14 protein-coding genes are annotated in these 14,605 nt (G+C 66.2%); 7 read left to right on the top strand and 7 right to left on the bottom strand.

Annotation, left to right across the window (positions count from 1 at the left end; genetic code table 11):
* The first annotated feature begins 6 nt into the window (after positions 1-6).
* Positions 7-1,542: a malonyl-CoA synthase gene (locus tag ACFQU1_RS01380; RefSeq protein WP_378128462.1), complete on the top strand. Its 1,536-nt coding sequence runs from the start codon at positions 7-9 to the stop codon at positions 1,540-1,542.
* Positions 1,543-1,580: 38 nt separating this feature from the next.
* Positions 1,581-2,714: an NAD(P)/FAD-dependent oxidoreductase gene (locus ACFQU1_RS01375; RefSeq protein ID WP_378128460.1), complete on the top strand. Its 1,134-nt coding sequence runs from the start codon at positions 1,581-1,583 to the stop codon at positions 2,712-2,714.
* A 146-nt stretch (positions 2,715-2,860) separates the two neighbouring features.
* Here ACFQU1_RS01375 and ACFQU1_RS01370 read toward each other — a convergent pair whose 3' ends face one another.
* On the bottom strand, positions 2,861-3,787 hold the full coding sequence (locus tag ACFQU1_RS01370) for a PepSY domain-containing protein (protein ID WP_378128458.1): 927 nt from the start codon (positions 3,785-3,787) through the stop codon (positions 2,861-2,863).
* A 302-nt stretch (positions 3,788-4,089) separates the two neighbouring features.
* Between ACFQU1_RS01370 and ACFQU1_RS01365 the strand changes: the two genes are divergently transcribed.
* Positions 4,090-4,677, top strand: a complete 588-nt coding sequence (locus tag ACFQU1_RS01365; RefSeq protein WP_378128456.1) for a septation protein A — start codon at positions 4,090-4,092, stop codon at positions 4,675-4,677.
* Here ACFQU1_RS01365 and ACFQU1_RS01360 read toward each other — a convergent pair.
* From ACFQU1_RS01360 to ccmA, 6 genes are all read right to left on the bottom strand, one after another.
* Entirely contained in the window at positions 4,635-6,005 is a 1,371-nt protein-coding gene (locus ACFQU1_RS01360) for an adenylate/guanylate cyclase domain-containing protein (protein WP_378128454.1), read from the bottom strand. The two genes, ACFQU1_RS01365 and ACFQU1_RS01360, sit on opposite strands and share 43 nt — an antisense overlap.
* A 71-nt stretch (positions 6,006-6,076) precedes the next feature.
* Positions 6,077-6,712 carry a DsbE family thiol:disulfide interchange protein gene (locus ACFQU1_RS01355; RefSeq protein WP_378129709.1) on the bottom strand — a complete coding sequence of 212 codons (636 nt, stop codon included), beginning with the start codon at positions 6,710-6,712 and terminating at the stop codon, positions 6,077-6,079.
* Positions 6,663-6,959, bottom strand: coding sequence for a heme exporter protein CcmD (gene ccmD / locus ACFQU1_RS01350; RefSeq protein ID WP_378128452.1), 297 nt, complete (start codon positions 6,957-6,959; stop codon positions 6,663-6,665). The genes ACFQU1_RS01355 and ccmD overlap by 50 nt, the downstream gene beginning before the upstream one ends.
* Positions 6,959-7,777, bottom strand: a complete 819-nt coding sequence (locus ACFQU1_RS01345; protein WP_378128450.1) for a heme ABC transporter permease — start codon at positions 7,775-7,777, stop codon at positions 6,959-6,961. Before ACFQU1_RS01345 ends, ccmD begins: the two co-directional genes overlap by 1 nt.
* Positions 7,778-7,803: 26 nt before the next feature.
* Positions 7,804-8,472: a heme exporter protein CcmB gene (gene ccmB / locus ACFQU1_RS01340; RefSeq protein ID WP_378128448.1), complete on the bottom strand. Its 669-nt coding sequence runs from the start codon at positions 8,470-8,472 to the stop codon at positions 7,804-7,806.
* Positions 8,473-8,749: 277 nt separating this feature from the next.
* Positions 8,750-9,400, bottom strand: coding sequence for a heme ABC exporter ATP-binding protein CcmA (gene ccmA, locus ACFQU1_RS01335; protein ID WP_378128446.1), 651 nt, complete (start codon positions 9,398-9,400; stop codon positions 8,750-8,752).
* 259 nt (positions 9,401-9,659) lie between these two features.
* On the opposite strand from ccmA, the gene acnA reads away from it, so the two are divergent.
* The 4 genes from acnA (at position 9,660) to ACFQU1_RS01315 (ending at position 14,599) form a co-directional block, all read left to right on the top strand.
* The gene (gene acnA, locus ACFQU1_RS01330; RefSeq protein ID WP_378128444.1) at positions 9,660-12,362 is read left to right on the top strand and encodes an aconitate hydratase AcnA; all 2,703 of its coding nucleotides are present in this window, start codon (positions 9,660-9,662) and stop codon (positions 12,360-12,362) included.
* Between the two features lie 262 nt (positions 12,363-12,624).
* Positions 12,625-12,906, top strand: coding sequence for an acyl carrier protein (locus ACFQU1_RS01325; RefSeq protein WP_378128442.1), 282 nt, complete (start codon positions 12,625-12,627; stop codon positions 12,904-12,906).
* Positions 12,907-12,996: 90 nt separating this feature from the next.
* Positions 12,997-13,470, top strand: coding sequence for a 3-hydroxyacyl-ACP dehydratase FabZ family protein (locus tag ACFQU1_RS01320; protein ID WP_378129707.1), 474 nt, complete (start codon positions 12,997-12,999; stop codon positions 13,468-13,470).
* Positions 13,460-14,599 carry a beta-ketoacyl-ACP synthase gene (locus tag ACFQU1_RS01315; protein WP_378128440.1) on the top strand — a complete coding sequence of 380 codons (1,140 nt, stop codon included), beginning with the start codon at positions 13,460-13,462 and terminating at the stop codon, positions 14,597-14,599. The genes ACFQU1_RS01320 and ACFQU1_RS01315 overlap by 11 nt, the downstream gene beginning before the upstream one ends.
* The last annotated feature ends 6 nt before the right edge of the window (positions 14,600-14,605 follow it).

The raw sequence follows: 14,605 nt of genomic DNA, 5'->3' as shown, positions 1-14,605 counted from the left end.
GCCCTCATGACATCGCATCTGTTCTCGGCCTTGCGTGCGCGCATGCCCGATGCCGGCCGGACCTTCATCGAGACGGCGGACGGTGAGGTCATCCGCTACGGCGATCTCGTCCGCGAGACCGCACGCCTTGCCGTGGCGCTCGTGGCGCTCGGCGTGCAGCCGGGCGACCGGGTGGCCGTGCAGGTGGAGAAAAGCGCCGAGGCGATCCTCCTCTATCTCGCGACGATCCGTGCCGGGGCGATCTTCCTGCCGCTCAATACGGCCTATACGCTCGCCGAGCTCGATTATTTCCTCAGCGATGCCGAGCCTTCGCTCGTTGTCTGCGACCCCGCCAAGCGCGACGGCATCGCCGAACTCGCGGCCCGGCACGGCGGCGTCGTCGAGACGCTCGGCGCCGATGGGCGCGGCAGCCTGACGGACAAGGCGGCGGCGGTTTCCGACGAGGCGGCGCGCTTCACCGACGTGCCGCGCGGCCCCGACGATCTCGGCGCCATCCTTTACACGTCGGGCACGACCGGGCGCTCCAAGGGCGCCATGCTCAGCCACGACAATCTCCTGTCGAATGCGCTGACGCTGGTCGATTATTGGCGCTTCACCGACAAGGACGTGCTGCTGCACGCCCTGCCGATCTTCCACACGCATGGGCTTTTCGTCGCCACCAATACGCTGCTCGCGGCCGGCGGCGCCATGATCTTCCTGCCGAAATTCGATGCCGACCAGGTCATGCGACACCTGCCGCGGGCCACCAGCATGATGGGCGTGCCGACCTTCTATGTGCGCCTCTTGCAGCACGAAGGGCTGACGCGCGAGGCGACCGCCCATATGCGCCTCTTCGTCTCGGGCTCGGCGCCGCTTCTCGCCGAGACCCACCGGGAATGGCACGCACGCACGGGCCACGCCATCCTCGAACGCTACGGCATGACCGAAACCAATATGAACACCTCGAACCCCTACGACGGGGACCGGGTGGCGGGCACGGTCGGCTTTCCGCTGCCCGGCGTCGAGCTGCGTGTCGCCGACCAGCAAACCGCGGCGCCCGTCGGCCAAGGCGAGATCGGCATCATCGAGGTGCGCGGCCCCAATGTCTTCAAGGGGTACTGGCGCAACCCGGAGAAGACGATGGAGGAATTCCGCGCCGACGGCTTCTTCATCACCGGCGATCTCGGCAAGATCGACGAGCGCGGCTATGTGCATATTGTCGGGCGCGGCAAGGACCTCATCATCTCCGGCGGCTTCAATGTCTATCCGAAGGAGGTGGAGGAGGCGATCGACGACCTGCCGGGTGTGGTCGAAAGCGCCGTCATCGGCGTGCCGCATCGAGATTTCGGCGAGGGTGTAGTGGCGGTCGTCGTCGGCAAGGCAGGCGGGCTCGTCGAGCCCGCGACGATCGCCGCGGCGCTGTCCGAGCGGCTCGCCAAGTTCAAGCAGCCGAAGCGGATCTATATCGTCCAGGAGCTGCCGCGCAACACCATGGGCAAGGTGCAGAAGAACATCCTGCGGCAGCGCTTCGCGGATGCCTTCCAGCCGGCCACTGCGTCCTGAATGCCCGTGATTCTTGACAGCACGCGTGGTGAGTGAGCGTGGACCAGGTTGATGCGGTCGTCATCGGCGCGGGTGTCGTCGGGCTCGCCATCGCGCGCAGGCTGGCGCTCTCCGGGCGGGAGGTGCTCGTGCTGGAGGCCGCGGGCGGCATCGGCACGGAAACGTCGGCGCGCAACAGCGAGGTGATCCACGCCGGCATCTACTATCCGCACGAAAGCCTGATGGCGCGGCTCTGCGTTGTCGGCCGCCGAGCGCTCTATCGCCACTGTGAGGAGCGGGGCATTCCGCACCGTGCCTGCGGCAAGCTCATCGTGGCGACGAACGACGAGGAGCGCGACCGGCTCGGGGCCATCGCATCCCATGCCGAGGCGAACGGCGTCGAGGGCCTGCGCTTCCTCGATGCGAGCGAGGCCGAGGCGATGGAGCCGGCGCTTCATTGCACGGCCGCCATCCTGTCGCCGGTCACCGGCATCATCGACAGCCACGCCTATATGCTCTCGCTGCAGGGCGATGCGGAAAATGCGGGGGCCGTCTTCGCCTTCCACTGCCCCGTGCGCGCGGGACGGGTGACGCCGGAGGGCATTGCGCTCGATATCGACGACGGCAGCGGCACGACGCTTCTGGCGCGCCTCATCGTCAATTCCGCCGGCCTCCATGCGCCCAGGCTCGCCCGCGCCATCGCCGGCATGCCGGCAGAGCGTGTGCCGCCCGCCTTCTTCGCCAAGGGCAACTACTTCAGCCTGTCGACGCGCGCGCCCTTCACGCATCTCATCTATCCGGTGCCGGTGCCCGGCGGGCTCGGCACGCATCTGACGCTCGATCTTTCCGGCCGCGCCCGCTTCGGGCCGGATGTCGAATGGATCGACGGCATCAATTATGACGTCGATCCCGCCCGCGCCACGCGGTTCTATGAGGCGATCCGCCGCTATTGGCCGGATCTGCCGGAGGGCAGCCTGCAGCCGGACTATGCCGGCATCCGCCCGAAGATCACACCGCCGAGCGCCGGCACGCAGGATTTTGTCATCCAGGGGCCGGGCGACCACGGCATAGCCGGGCTCGTTAATCTCTTCGGCATCGAATCGCCCGGGCTTACCGCCTCGCTCGCCATCGCCGACCATGTCGCGGAGCTCGTTAGTGTGCAGACGGCAACGCCCTCCGGAGAAACGGATTAATGTGACTCGCCGAATCCTCTTTCGTCATGGGCGGGCTCGTCCCGGCCATCCCGGTCGGTAGGGCGCTGCGCCCATGGGATCGGGATTCCCGGCACAAGCCCGGGGATGACGCTGGTGTTTCTACCGCTCCCAACTGATCGCGATGCTCACACGGCCCGGCTCGGCAGCCGGCGCCTCTTGATCGTCTGGCGGAGCTTGCGGCGAGCCCAGATCCACGCGCCCGTAACGAGAAGGCCGAGCAGCGCGACCGAAGTCACGAGGTTCAAGATCGAGAGCGCGACGCCGCCCCAGGTGCCTTCATGAATGAGCCGTGGCCAGTTGCGCGCCGTCGGCACCGCGCCGTCGCGGGTGAGCGCATAGGTCTTCATCTCGCCGTCCTCCATGACGCGCGCTATCACGGTTTTGCCCAGCGAGCGGATCCAGGCAAGCGACGACAGGTCGTGCTCGGCGCCGAGGATGCGCACGGCCTCGATCAGCGGCAGTGGAGGGTTGGCCGACCGCGCCGCGCTGGGGGCCGGTGTGAAGGTCACACCGAGCGCGATTAGCAGGCCCGTCAGAGGACTGAGCACCACCAACGGCAAGAGGAACCAGCCGAGACCTCTATGCCACCCCTGCAGCGTGTTGCGCAGCTTCGGCCAGCCGATGAAGACCCCGAGGCCGGTGAGCGCCAGCATGGCGATGGTCGAAGCGGTCACCAGCCAGCGGGCGCGGAAGACCATATGCTCGTGGGTTCGGCGTGCGATGCCGAAGACATCCGTCAGCGTGGTCGCGTCATGAACCGCCGATTCGCCCGTGGCGAGGTCGATTTCCGTGCTGACGCCGGGCCGGCCTCGGCTGATCGCGATGATGTGCTCGCGCGGGCGGTGAAAGAGGGCACGAGCGGTGCCTTCCGGGTCGTAGCGTTGCAGAAGCCCTTCCACCGCCTGAACCGTCACGGAGCCCGGTTCGATCGCGCTTTGGCTGACGATCGGCTCAAAGGATAGAATTAGACCAGTTACAATGATGACGAGCAGCGGTATCGCGAAGGTGAGTGCGAGCCAGCGGTGCAATTTCAGTAGAATAGCTTTGTTCATGGAGAGCTCGTAGCAACCTCGGAAGCGATCAGAAACCTATGATCGTCTGGAGGGCGAGTCTCAAGTTAAGTTTTTGATCCTGATGATTTTGGTCGGGTATGGAGGCGGCGCTCGCGAAGCGGCTCCGCACCGGGAGCTGCGAAGCAGGGGGCCTCGACGGGAAACGCTCGTGCAAAAAGCGCAGCGCCCACGCCATCACAAGTAGTGCCCTTCCTGCCGCAGGCGGAGGCGGGGCATCGGCGGAGTGCGAAGCGGCCCGGGGCATAGTTGACGTCGTTTGGACGACGGGGCAGAGATCGGCCATGACCGATCCATCACACCGGCCCCTCAATCCGCTGCTCAAGCTCGCGCTGGAGCTCGGGCCGCTCGTTATCTTCTTTCTCGGCAATCAGCGGGCCGGGCTTTTCACCGCGACCGCCGCCTTCATGGTCGCGACCGCGCTGGCGCTCACAGTCCACTATCTGCTCGTGAGACGTCTGCCGATCATGCCGCTGGTGACCGGCGTGGTGGTGCTCGTCTTCGGAGGGCTCACGCTTCTCCTGCACGACGAGCTCTTCATCAAACTGAAGCCGACCATCGTCAATTCGCTCTTCGGCGCGGTGCTGCTCGGCGGGCTTGCCTTCAACAAGCCCTTCCTGCCCATCGTCTTCGAGAGCGTCTTCGACCTGACCGACGAGGGATGGCGCAAGCTCACCCTGCGCTGGGGCATCTTCTTCTTCGTGCTCGCTCTCATGAACGAGGTGGTCTGGCGGACTCAGTCCACGGATGTGTGGGTGAATTTCAAGGTCTTCGCGACCATGCCGATCACTATCATCTTCGCGCTGGCGCAGACGCCGCTGATCATGCGCTATTCGGTGCCGGACAAGGGTTCTCCCGGCGCCAAGGACTGAGCCGGCCCGAAGACGACGTCGTCCCAGCGTCGGACATCGGCGGGTGTGAAGAGCTCGACGGGTTCGGCGCGCCCACGCAGCGCCTGCACGCCGATAGCCCGCCAGGCCGCGCGATCGGCCTGTGCGGCGTCGAGCGTATCCCCTGAGACGAGCATGGCGACGCGATGCAGCTTCGTCGCCTGTTCCAGCCGGCAGGCGACATTGACCGCGTCGCCCAGCACGGTGAAGTCGAGCCGCATGTCGTTGCCGATGGCGCCGACGAAGGCCTCGCCGCTATGGATGCCGATGCCGACATAGATCGGATCGAGGGCGTGTCGCGCGCGCTCGATATTCCACCCGTCGATGCGGGCGAGAATGTCCTGGCCGCAGGCGAGCGCCCGTGCCGCATCGTCGTCGGCCGTCTCCGGCACGCCGAAGACGAGGAGCGCGCCGTCACCGATGAACTTGTCGATGACGCCGCGATGGGCCGCGGCTGCCGCCATGACGAGCTCGCGGAAGGTGCCGATGAGATCGACCACGGCCGAGGGCGACAGGCTCTCCTCCATGGCGGTCGAACCGCGAATATCCACGAACATGAGGGTTACGTGAGCGCGCCGGCCGGCCTTCAGCTCGGCGATGCGGCCTTCCGCCAGCACAGGCGCGAGCTCGGCCGGCAGATAGCGTCCGAGATTGAGCCGGAGCGTCGTCTCCTCCACCGCGCGGACGAGGAGCCTGCGGCCGCGCAGGCTGGCGAGCACGAGGATGCCGCCGGTCAGCGCGAGGATGATGCCACGGGCGAAATTTGGCTGCCAGCCGAACTGGTCCTGCACCAGGAGCGGGAGCGGCCGGTCGACCAGCCCTTCCGCCGGATGCGCGACCAAGCTGACCACGACCACCGCGACGAACATCAGGACCGTGCTGTAGATCTGCACGCTTGGTCTCAGACGCAGCACATTGGTCACGAAGACGAGCGGAACGGCGGCGATTACCGGAAAGGCGAGCACATATTGGCCGGAAAGGCCGGTGACCCACATGTTGTTCCAGAGATTTGCCGCAACGATCAGAACGTCGACCGATGCCGTCGCGAAGCTCATCCACCAGCGCCACCAGCCGAGACGGACCAGGACATAGCTGGCGAGGCCGGACAGGAACAGGGTGACGACGGTAAGCTCGGCATAGAAGATCTGCTGCTGGCCGATCGGCGAGAAATCGCTCTTGCGGTTGAGGATAGCGATCATCGCGAGCAGCACGATGCCGGTGACCATGCGCACGATGCTCGCCGTGCGCTCAGCGCCGAACTCGGCGCTGAGCAGCAGAATATCGCTTTCTTTAGACGGTTTGCTGCGCATGGAAAGCCGTGACATGAGGGGCAGAACCGGTACGCCCCATGGCCGTGATGCCCGACGGGCCGTGGCTTCGCTCATTGCCCCGAAGCTCGCTTGATCGCGGCTTCAATGTCGGCTTGCAAGGCCTGCGGCGTCAATGGTCCGATGTTTTTGTAGCGGATGATGCCGTCCGGGCCGACGATGAAGGTCTCCGGCACACCATAGACACCCCAGTCGATCGCCGTGCGTCCGGCCGTGTCCGTGCCGACGGCGGCGAAGGGATTGCCGAGTTCGCCGAGAAAGCGGCGGGCGTTGTCCGGGTCATCCTTGTAATTGATGCCGACGAGCCTGACACGGGTGTCCTGCGCCAGCTGTAGCAAGAGCGGATGCTCCTGGCGGCAGGGCACGCACCAGGACGCGAAGACATTGACGACCGTCACACGGCCGTCCGCCGCGGGACCCGTGAGATCGGCGCTGGACAGGCCGGGAACGGGTGCGCCGTCCTTCACGAGGCCTTCGAGCGGCGGCAGCGAGAAGGTGGGAACGGGGCGATTGATCAGCGCAGAGGGCACACGCGAGGGATCGCCTGAAAAAAGCCGTACCAGAAACAGGGCGGCGAGCCCCAGGAACACAGCAAGCGGCAGCAGGAGAATAAGGCGACGCCGGCCTGCGCCCGGCGGGTTATCGGCCTCCGCGGCCGTCGCCGGGCTTTGAACGGGTGGGTCCTGCAACGACACCGCTTCTGACCTCGTCTGTTGTGCCAAGCTTATCGGACCCAGCACCTGCCTGGCGAGAGTGGCCGGACGATGGCACGGGCCGGCGATCGAGGCCGCGTGCGGCGAGATCATCCAGCGCCCTGCGCTGCAGCCGGTCGTCGACGACGGCGCGAACGATCAGGCCGCCGATGACGATCGCAGCCGCAATATAGGCCGCCAGCACGAAGCCCGCATGCGGATAATCGAGAACCGACCAGAGCATCAGGCCTGCTCGACCGGGCGCCGGTCGACCGCCGCCGGCCGCGGCCGCTCAATCGCTACGTCCGCCGCCCTGAGGGTCAGGCTGCGCACCCGCCGGCGCAGAATCTCGGTGCGCATCCCCGCCATGTGGAGGGCGAGCGCGAAAAGCGTGAAGCCGACCGCCATGACGAGCAGCGGCCAGAGCATGGAGGGGTCGATGGCCGGCCCGTCGAGGCGCAGCACCGAGGCCGGCTGGTGCAGGGTGTTCCACCAGTCGACCGAAAACTTGACGATCGGGATATTGACGAAGCCGACGAGCGTGAGAACGGCAACCGCACGCGCCGCCTGGCTGGGCTCTTCGATGGCGCGCCAGAGGGCCATGATGCCGAGATAGATCAGGAAGAGGACGAGCACCGAGGTGAGGCGTGCATCCCACACCCACCAGGTGCCCCACATCGGCTTGCCCCACAGCGAGCCCGTGACGAGACACAGGAACGTGAAGGCTGCACCGATGGGGGCGGCGGCCTTCTGCGAGACATCGGCGAGCGGATGGCGCCAGACGAGGGTGCCGATCGCCGAGACGGTCATGATGGTGTAGAGCGCCAGCGCGAGCCAGGCCGACGGCACATGGATATACATGATCCTGACGGTCTCGCCCTGCTGATAGTCGGCGGGCGAGGCGAGCAGCGCCAGATAGAGCCCGGCGAGAATGACGAGCGCGCTCGCTCCGGCGAGCCACGGCAGGATGCGGCCCGAAAGCGCCAGGAAGCGCGTAGGATTGGCGAGACTCCACATGCCATTGATGTAGCGGGAGGCGGAGCGGCCTGCAATGTCGCTCATGCAAAAGCCCCTTTTGGCGAAAGCCTCTATTGGCCGATGCGCAGTGCCGCCGCGGCGGCGATCGCCCCGGTGACCATGGCGATCAGGCTCAGCGCCCCGAGCACCAGGAACGGCGTGAGGAAGGGAACGGTCCCGCCCTGCACCGTCTGTGCGGCCGACACGCCGAAGATCAGCGTCGGGACCATCAGAGGCAGCACGAGGACGGCCAGAATGAGGCCGCCGCGGGAGAGGCTCGCGGTGAGCGCGGCGCCTATCGCGCCGATGAAGGTGAGCGCCGGCGTGCCGACGAGCAGCGTCGCCACCAGCGCCGGCATCGTCTCGGGTTCGAGCGCGAGCAACAGGCCGAACAGCGGCGAGACGAGGGCGAGCGGCAGGCCGGTAGTGAGCCAATGGGCGATGCATTTCGTGACGACGATGGCTTCGAGCGGCGCGTCGCTCATGCGCATGAGATCGAGCGAGCCATCCTCCTCGTCGGCCTGGAAGAGCCGATCGAGGCCGATCAGCGTGGCGAGCACCGCCGCGAGCCAGAGGATCGCCGGGCCGATGCGCCGCAGGAGGTTGAGATCGGGCCCGAGCGCAAAGGGTATGAGCGTGATCAGCATCAGGAAGAAGACGAGCCCGAGCAGGCCCGAACCGCCGACACGCGCCGCGAGCTTCAAGTCCCTGACGATGAGGGCTGTGAGCGCGCGCGTCATGGTGGGGCCCTGCCGTGCGATTGGCGGTCGGATCCGGCCTCCCATTGCTTTCGCCCCTCAAGGGCAGGGCTACCGCTCATGCAGATTCGCGCAGGCGTGATCCTCCCCTGGAGGGGGAGGTGGCGCCACGCAAGTGGCGCCGGAGGGGGTCTACACCAGCGACAGCAACGACCCCACCCGGATCCGAGCATAGCTCGGCTCCACCCTCCCCTTAAGGGGAGGGATCGAAGCGCTTTGCCTGCCACAGGCGGCGCAATGCGGATGGCGAGGACGATCCTCATTCCCCCCACTCCCCTTCATAATCCTCATCCGCAACAGCCGGCGCACCGTCCAATTCCAGCTCCTTCACCCCTTCGAGGCCGAGGGCGGAATGCGTCGCGGCGATGACGAGCCCGCCTGCGGCGAGATGGTCGCGCATCACGCCGGCGAAAATCGCCTGGGAGGCGACATCGAGCGCCGTGGTCGGCTCGTCGAGCAGCCAGACCGGCCGGGATGAGACGAGAAGTCGCGCCAACGCCACGCGCCGGCGCTGCCCGGCGGAAAGATAGCCCACCGGGACCTCGGCCGCATGGGCCAGCGCGAAGGCGGCGAGCGCTTCCTCCGGCCCGAGCCGCGGACGGCCGAAGATCGCCGCCGCGAAGGTGAGATTTTCCCGCGCTGTCAGCGCGCTTTTCAGCCCGTCGCGGTGACCGACGAGGATCGCCTCTTCGGGGAGGAGCCGCCCGTCGGAAGCCGCATCGCCCTCGACCAGGATGCGTCCGGCCGTCGGCTTGAGGCGGCCGGCGAGCGTCGCGAGCAAGGTGGATTTTCCCGCGCCGTTAGGCCCCGTGACGACGAGCGCCTCGCCGGCTGCCACCGCGACCGTGAGGTCTGCGATCAAAAGCCTGCCACCGCGGCGGCAGGAAAGGTTCTCGATGAGGATGCGCAAGGCTTTGGCGGGGCTGGATGGGCCTGAGGGACGCTGCGGAACGGGACGGGTGAGGGACAGTTTAGAACGAGTATCATTCGTCTAGCGGGACGACAGGAAACTATCTATAAGAACCGGTGGCTGCGCCGCGCGCGTGACGCGCGGGGAACCTGGGCACACCCGGGGCGGCGCGCGCTGTTGCGCAACCTAGGCCGGCATTCCTGTCTTGCGGACATTCTTGCGGACGTCGATTGCCGACCTATCCCCGAAGGATCACGCGATGACCACATCCCTTGACAGTTTTTCATCCCGCCGCACCCTCCAGGTCGCCGGCAAGACTTATACCTACTATTCCCTCACAGAGGCAGAAAAGAACGGCTTAGCCGGCATCTCCCGCCTGCCCTTCTCCCAGAAGGTGCTGCTCGAGAACCTGTTGCGCTTCGAGGATGACCGCTCCGTCCGCAAGAGCGATATCGAGGCGGTCGCCGCCTTCGTGGAGAACAGGGGCTCAGTCGAGCGCGAGATCGCGTTCCGGCCCTCGCGCGTCCTGATGCAGGACTTCACGGGCGTACCGGCGGTCGTCGATCTCGCCGCCATGCGCGATGCCATGACGGTGCTCAATGGCGACACGAAGAAGATCAATCCGCTCGTTCCGGTCGATCTCGTCATCGACCATTCCGTGATCGTCGACGAATTCGGCACGCCGCGGGCCTTCGCCGACAACGTCAAGCTGGAATACGAGCGCAATGGTGAGCGCTACCGCTTCCTGCGCTGGGGCAAGGACGCCTTCGACAATTTCCGCGTCGTGCCGCCCGGCACCGGCATCTGCCATCAGGTCAATCTCGAATACCTGTCGCAGACAGTCTGGTCGCGCAAGGATGGGGACGGCGAGGTCGCCTATCCCGATTCGCTCGTCGGCACCGATTCGCACACCACGATGGTCAACGGCCTGGCCGTGCTCGGCTGGGGCGTCGGCGGCATCGAGGCGGAGGCGGCCATGCTCGGCCAGCCGCTCTCCATGCTCATTCCGGAGGTCATCGGCTTCAAGCTCACGGGCCGCCTGAAGGAAGGCGTGACCGCGACCGACCTCGTGCTCACCGTCACCCAGATGCTGCGCAAGAAGGGCGTGGTCGGCAAATTCGTCGAATTCTACGGCCCGGGCCTCGATGGCATGACCATCGAGGACCGTGCCACTATCGGCAATATGGCGCCCGAATATGGCGCGACCTGCGGCTTCTTCCCCATCGATGCCGCGACCATCGCCTATCTCAAGAAGACCAGCCGCACGGACGAGCGCGTGGCGCTGGTGGAAGCCTATGCGAAGGCGCAGGGCCTGTTCCGCACCGCCGAGACGCCGGACCCGATCTTCACCGATACGCTGGCGCTCGATCTCGACGATGTCGAGCCGTCCGTCGCCGGCCCCAAGCGCCCGCAGGATCGCGTGCTCCTGAGGGGCGCCAAGGCGGGCTTCGCCTCCTCGATGGAGATCGAATTCAAAAAGGCGGGCGAACTCGCCAAGCGCTACAAGGTCGAGGGGCGGAATTTCGACCTCGGCCATGGCGATGTGGTGATCGCCGCCATCACCTCCTGCACCAATACCTCGAACCCGAGCGTGATGGTGGCCGCCGGGCTGCTCGCCCGCAATGCCGTCGCCAAGGGGCTGAAGTCCAAGCCCTGGGTCAAGACCTCGCTCGCGCCGGGAAGCCAGGTGGTCGGCGAATATTTCGCCAAATCCGGCCTGCAGGATGAGCTCGACAAGCTCGGCTTCAATCTGGTCGGCTACGGCTGCACCACCTGCATCGGCAACTCCGGCCCGTTGCCGGAGGAGATCTCCCAGACCATCAACGACAACGACATCGTCGCGGCGGCCGTGCTCTCCGGCAACCGCAACTTCGAGGGCCGCGTCAATCCGGACGTGCGCGCCAATTACCTCGCCTCGCCGCCGCTGGTCGTCGCCTATGCGCTGGCCGGTTCGCTGCAGATCGATCTCACCACCGAGCCGCTCGGCACGGGTTCCGACGGCAAGCCGGTCTATCTGCGCGACATCTGGCCGTCGTCGCTCGAGGTGCAGGAATTCATCGACAAGCACATCACGCAGGATCTCTTCCGCCGCAAATATGCGGACGTCTTCACCGGCGATGAGAACTGGCAGACGATCGGCGTCTCGGGCGGCCTCACCTATGCCTGGGACGAGCGCTCGACCTATGTGCAGAACCCGCCCTATTTCGAGGGCATCACCAAGACGCCGGAGCCGGTCACCGACATCGTCGGGGCGCGGGTGCTCGGCCTCTTCCTCGATTCGATCACGACGGACCACATCTCGCCCGCCGGTTCGATCAAGGAGGCGAGCCCCGCCGGCCATTACCTGCGCGATCACCAGGTGCGGCCGCAGGACTTCAACCAGTACGGCACGCGGCGCGGCAATCATGAAGTCATGATGCGCGGCACTTTCGCCAATATCCGCATCAAGAACCAGATGGTTCGCGATGGCGCCGGCAATGTGGTCGAAGGCGGCTTCACCATCCATCACCCCTCGGGCGAGCGCATGCCGATCTATGACGCGGCCATGCGCTACCGCGACGAGGGCGTGCCGCTCGTCGTCTTCGCCGGCCGCGAATATGGCACCGGTTCGTCGCGCGACTGGGCGGCCAAGGGTACGAAGCTGCTCGGCGTGCGTGCCGTGATCGCCCAGAGCTTCGAGCGCATTCACCGCTCGAACCTTGTCGGCATGGGCGTCATGCCGCTCGTCTTCGAGGGCGAGACCTCCTGGCAGACGCTCGGCCTGACGGGCGACGAGATGGTGACGATCCACGGGCTTGCCGGCGATCTGAAGCCCCGTCAGCAGCTGACGGCGGAAATCACCTTCGCGGACGGCCGGGTCGAGAAAGTGCCGCTCATCTGCCGCATCGATACGCTCGACGAGCTCGAATATTTCAGGAATGGCGGCATCCTGCACTACGTCCTGCGGCAGCTCGCCGCGTAAGCGACCCGCGCGCGCCGGCCGGGTGTCTCCCGGCTGGCGCGGCGACCAGGGGCCACTGCCGACCCAGTTTTGCGCCCCATGCGTGCGTTTGCGCACACGGCGCATTTTCCGACGGGTCATCCGGCAGCCGAAATTCCGCCGCGCTTGGACAAGCGGAAACGCTCATGTATAGGGGACGCTTCGATTGACCCTCGCCTTCATGGGCGGGGCATATTTTTGTGCAACCAGCAATGGTTGCGGCTCATGACAGGAGAGCGACGCGATGGCATCCACTTTCGAGACCGTCGCCGACATCATCGCCGAGACGGCCGACATTCCGCGTGAGCAGATCACGCCGGAAAGTCACGCCATCGACGATCTCGGGATCGATTCGCTGGCCTTTCTCGACATCGCCTTTGCCATCGACAAGGCCTTCGGGATCAAGCTGCCGCTGGAGAAGTGGACGCAGGAGGTCAATGACGGCCAGGTGCAGGCGGAACAGTATTTCGTCCTGAAGAATCTCTGCGCGCGCATCGACGATCTTGTGGCGGCGAAGACGGCGTGAGACGTTTGATCGACAGGCGCCCCAGTAGCGGCGTCATTGGCCATAGCGCCGGATCAGCCGGTGCGGCCGACGGGTCCCGGTAGTCGCCGCATGCGCCTCGAATATTTCCAGATGATCGACCGCATCGTCGAATTCGACGAGGCGGCGCTCCGGCTCGAAGCCCGCTCCACGGTGCCAATGGATAGCCCGGTCTTCGAGGGGCATTTCCCTGGCCACCCGCTCATGCCGGGCGTGCTTCTGACGGAAACGATGGCCCAGGCCTCGGGCTATCTCGTGCTCGGCCTCTGCCGTTTTTCGCATATGCCCTTCCTCTGCGGTGTCGAGAAGGCGAAGTTCCGCACCTTCGTCGGCCCGGGCGCGCCGCTGGAAATCACGGCGACGCGCATCCACGAAGGCTCGGGCTATGCCGTCACCAAGGCGCGCATCGCGAGCGCCGGCAAGGCGATCTGCGATGCCGAACTGATGTTCCGCACCATGCCCTTCCCCGAAGGGTTGTCCCCCCGCATGCGCGAACAGGCGGCCTCCCTCGGGCTCGTTCTGGAGGAGGTGCAGCATGACGCGTGAGGTTTGGATCACCGGCGTCGGGCTCGTGTCGAGCCAGGGCGAGGGCGCGAGCGTCCATATGGGCGCTTTCGACGGCCATTTGTCGCCTCGGGTCGACACTGAACGGTTCGCCCCCTTTGTGGTCCACCCCGCTGTGCCGCTCGATTGGGACCGGCAGATCCCGAAGAAGGCCGACCAGCGGCAGATGGAGCCGTGGCAGCGCCTCGGCGTCTATGCCGCAGGGCTGGCGCTCGAAGATGCCGGCGCCAAAGGCGACGCGGAGCTTCTCGGCCGCATGCAGATGATCGTCGCGGCAGGCGGCGGCGAGCGCGACTATGCCGTTGACGGCCAGATCCTCTCCGGCATTCGCAGTGCCGAAAATCCGGGCGTCTTCCTCAACGAGCGATTGATGGGCGACATCCGCCCGACGCTCTTCCTCGCCCAGCTCTCGAATCTTCTCGCCGGCAATATCGCCATCGTCCATGGCGTCACCGGCGCCTCGCGCACCTTCATGGGTGAGGAGCAATGCGGGGTCGATGCCCTGCGCATCGCCCATGCGCGTATTGCGGCTCGCCAGGGCGACATGTTTCTCGTCGGCGGCGCCTATAACGCGGAACGGCCGGACGTGCTGCTCATCTACGAGATGGGACGACTGCTCTGGAAGCATTCCTATGCGTCGGTCTGGGACAGGCCCGGCGAGGGCGGAGGCTTCATTCCCGGCAGCGGTGCCGCCTTTCTGGTGGTCGAGGCGCGCGACCACGCCGAGGCTCGCGGCGCGACGCCCGTCGCCGCTCTCCAGTCCGTCGCGGCCGATCAGACCAGGCGCTCCATCGGTGCGGTCAGCGCCAGCGTGGAGCAGCTCTGGGAACGGGCGGCCGGTGACTTCAAGCCGGTCGGCGGCGCCATCCTCTCGGGCGCGACCGGCATTGCCGGTGCCACCGAGGAGGAGCGCGGCGCGCTTGCCAAGCTCATGCCCGGCGCGCCCGTGCATGCCACCGGCGATTTCTTCGGCCATATGCTCGAGGCCCAGTTTCCTGCAGGCGTGGCGCTTGCTGCGGCAGCCATCAAGGACAATTATTTTCGCCAGGCGGTCGTCACGAGTGTCGGCCATATGCGGGGCGAGGGGCTCGCCTTCCTCACGACGGTCTGATACGGA

Origin of the sequence: Chelatococcus sp. GCM10030263, assembly GCF_042666455.1 — a bacterium.
Taxonomy (GTDB): domain Bacteria; phylum Pseudomonadota; class Alphaproteobacteria; order Rhizobiales; family Beijerinckiaceae; genus Chelatococcus.
Note: the sequence above shows the minus strand (reverse complement) of the source record. Positions and strands in the feature narration are given on the sequence as shown.

Coding starts and splice junctions, on each gene's coding strand:
- ACFQU1_RS01380 (WP_378128462.1), top strand. CDS start 7: ATGACATCGCATCTGTTCTCGGCCTTGCGTGCGCGCATGCCCGATGCC.
- ACFQU1_RS01370 (WP_378128458.1), bottom strand. CDS start 3,787: ATGAACAAAGCTATTCTACTGAAATTGCACCGCTGGCTCGCACTCACC.
- ACFQU1_RS01365 (WP_378128456.1), top strand. CDS start 4,090: ATGACCGATCCATCACACCGGCCCCTCAATCCGCTGCTCAAGCTCGCG.
- ACFQU1_RS01360 (WP_378128454.1), bottom strand. CDS start 6,005: ATGCGCAGCAAACCGTCTAAAGAAAGCGATATTCTGCTGCTCAGCGCC.
- ccmD (WP_378128452.1), bottom strand. CDS start 6,959: ATGCTCTGGTCGGTTCTCGATTATCCGCATGCGGGCTTCGTGCTGGCG.
- ACFQU1_RS01345 (WP_378128450.1), bottom strand. CDS start 7,777: ATGAGCGACATTGCAGGCCGCTCCGCCTCCCGCTACATCAATGGCATG.
- ccmB (WP_378128448.1), bottom strand. CDS start 8,472: ATGACGCGCGCGCTCACAGCCCTCATCGTCAGGGACTTGAAGCTCGCG.
- acnA (WP_378128444.1), top strand. CDS start 9,660: ATGACCACATCCCTTGACAGTTTTTCATCCCGCCGCACCCTCCAGGTC.
- ACFQU1_RS01325 (WP_378128442.1), top strand. CDS start 12,625: ATGGCATCCACTTTCGAGACCGTCGCCGACATCATCGCCGAGACGGCC.
- ACFQU1_RS01320 (WP_378129707.1), top strand. CDS start 12,997: ATGCGCCTCGAATATTTCCAGATGATCGACCGCATCGTCGAATTCGAC.
- ACFQU1_RS01315 (WP_378128440.1), top strand. CDS start 13,460: ATGACGCGTGAGGTTTGGATCACCGGCGTCGGGCTCGTGTCGAGCCAG.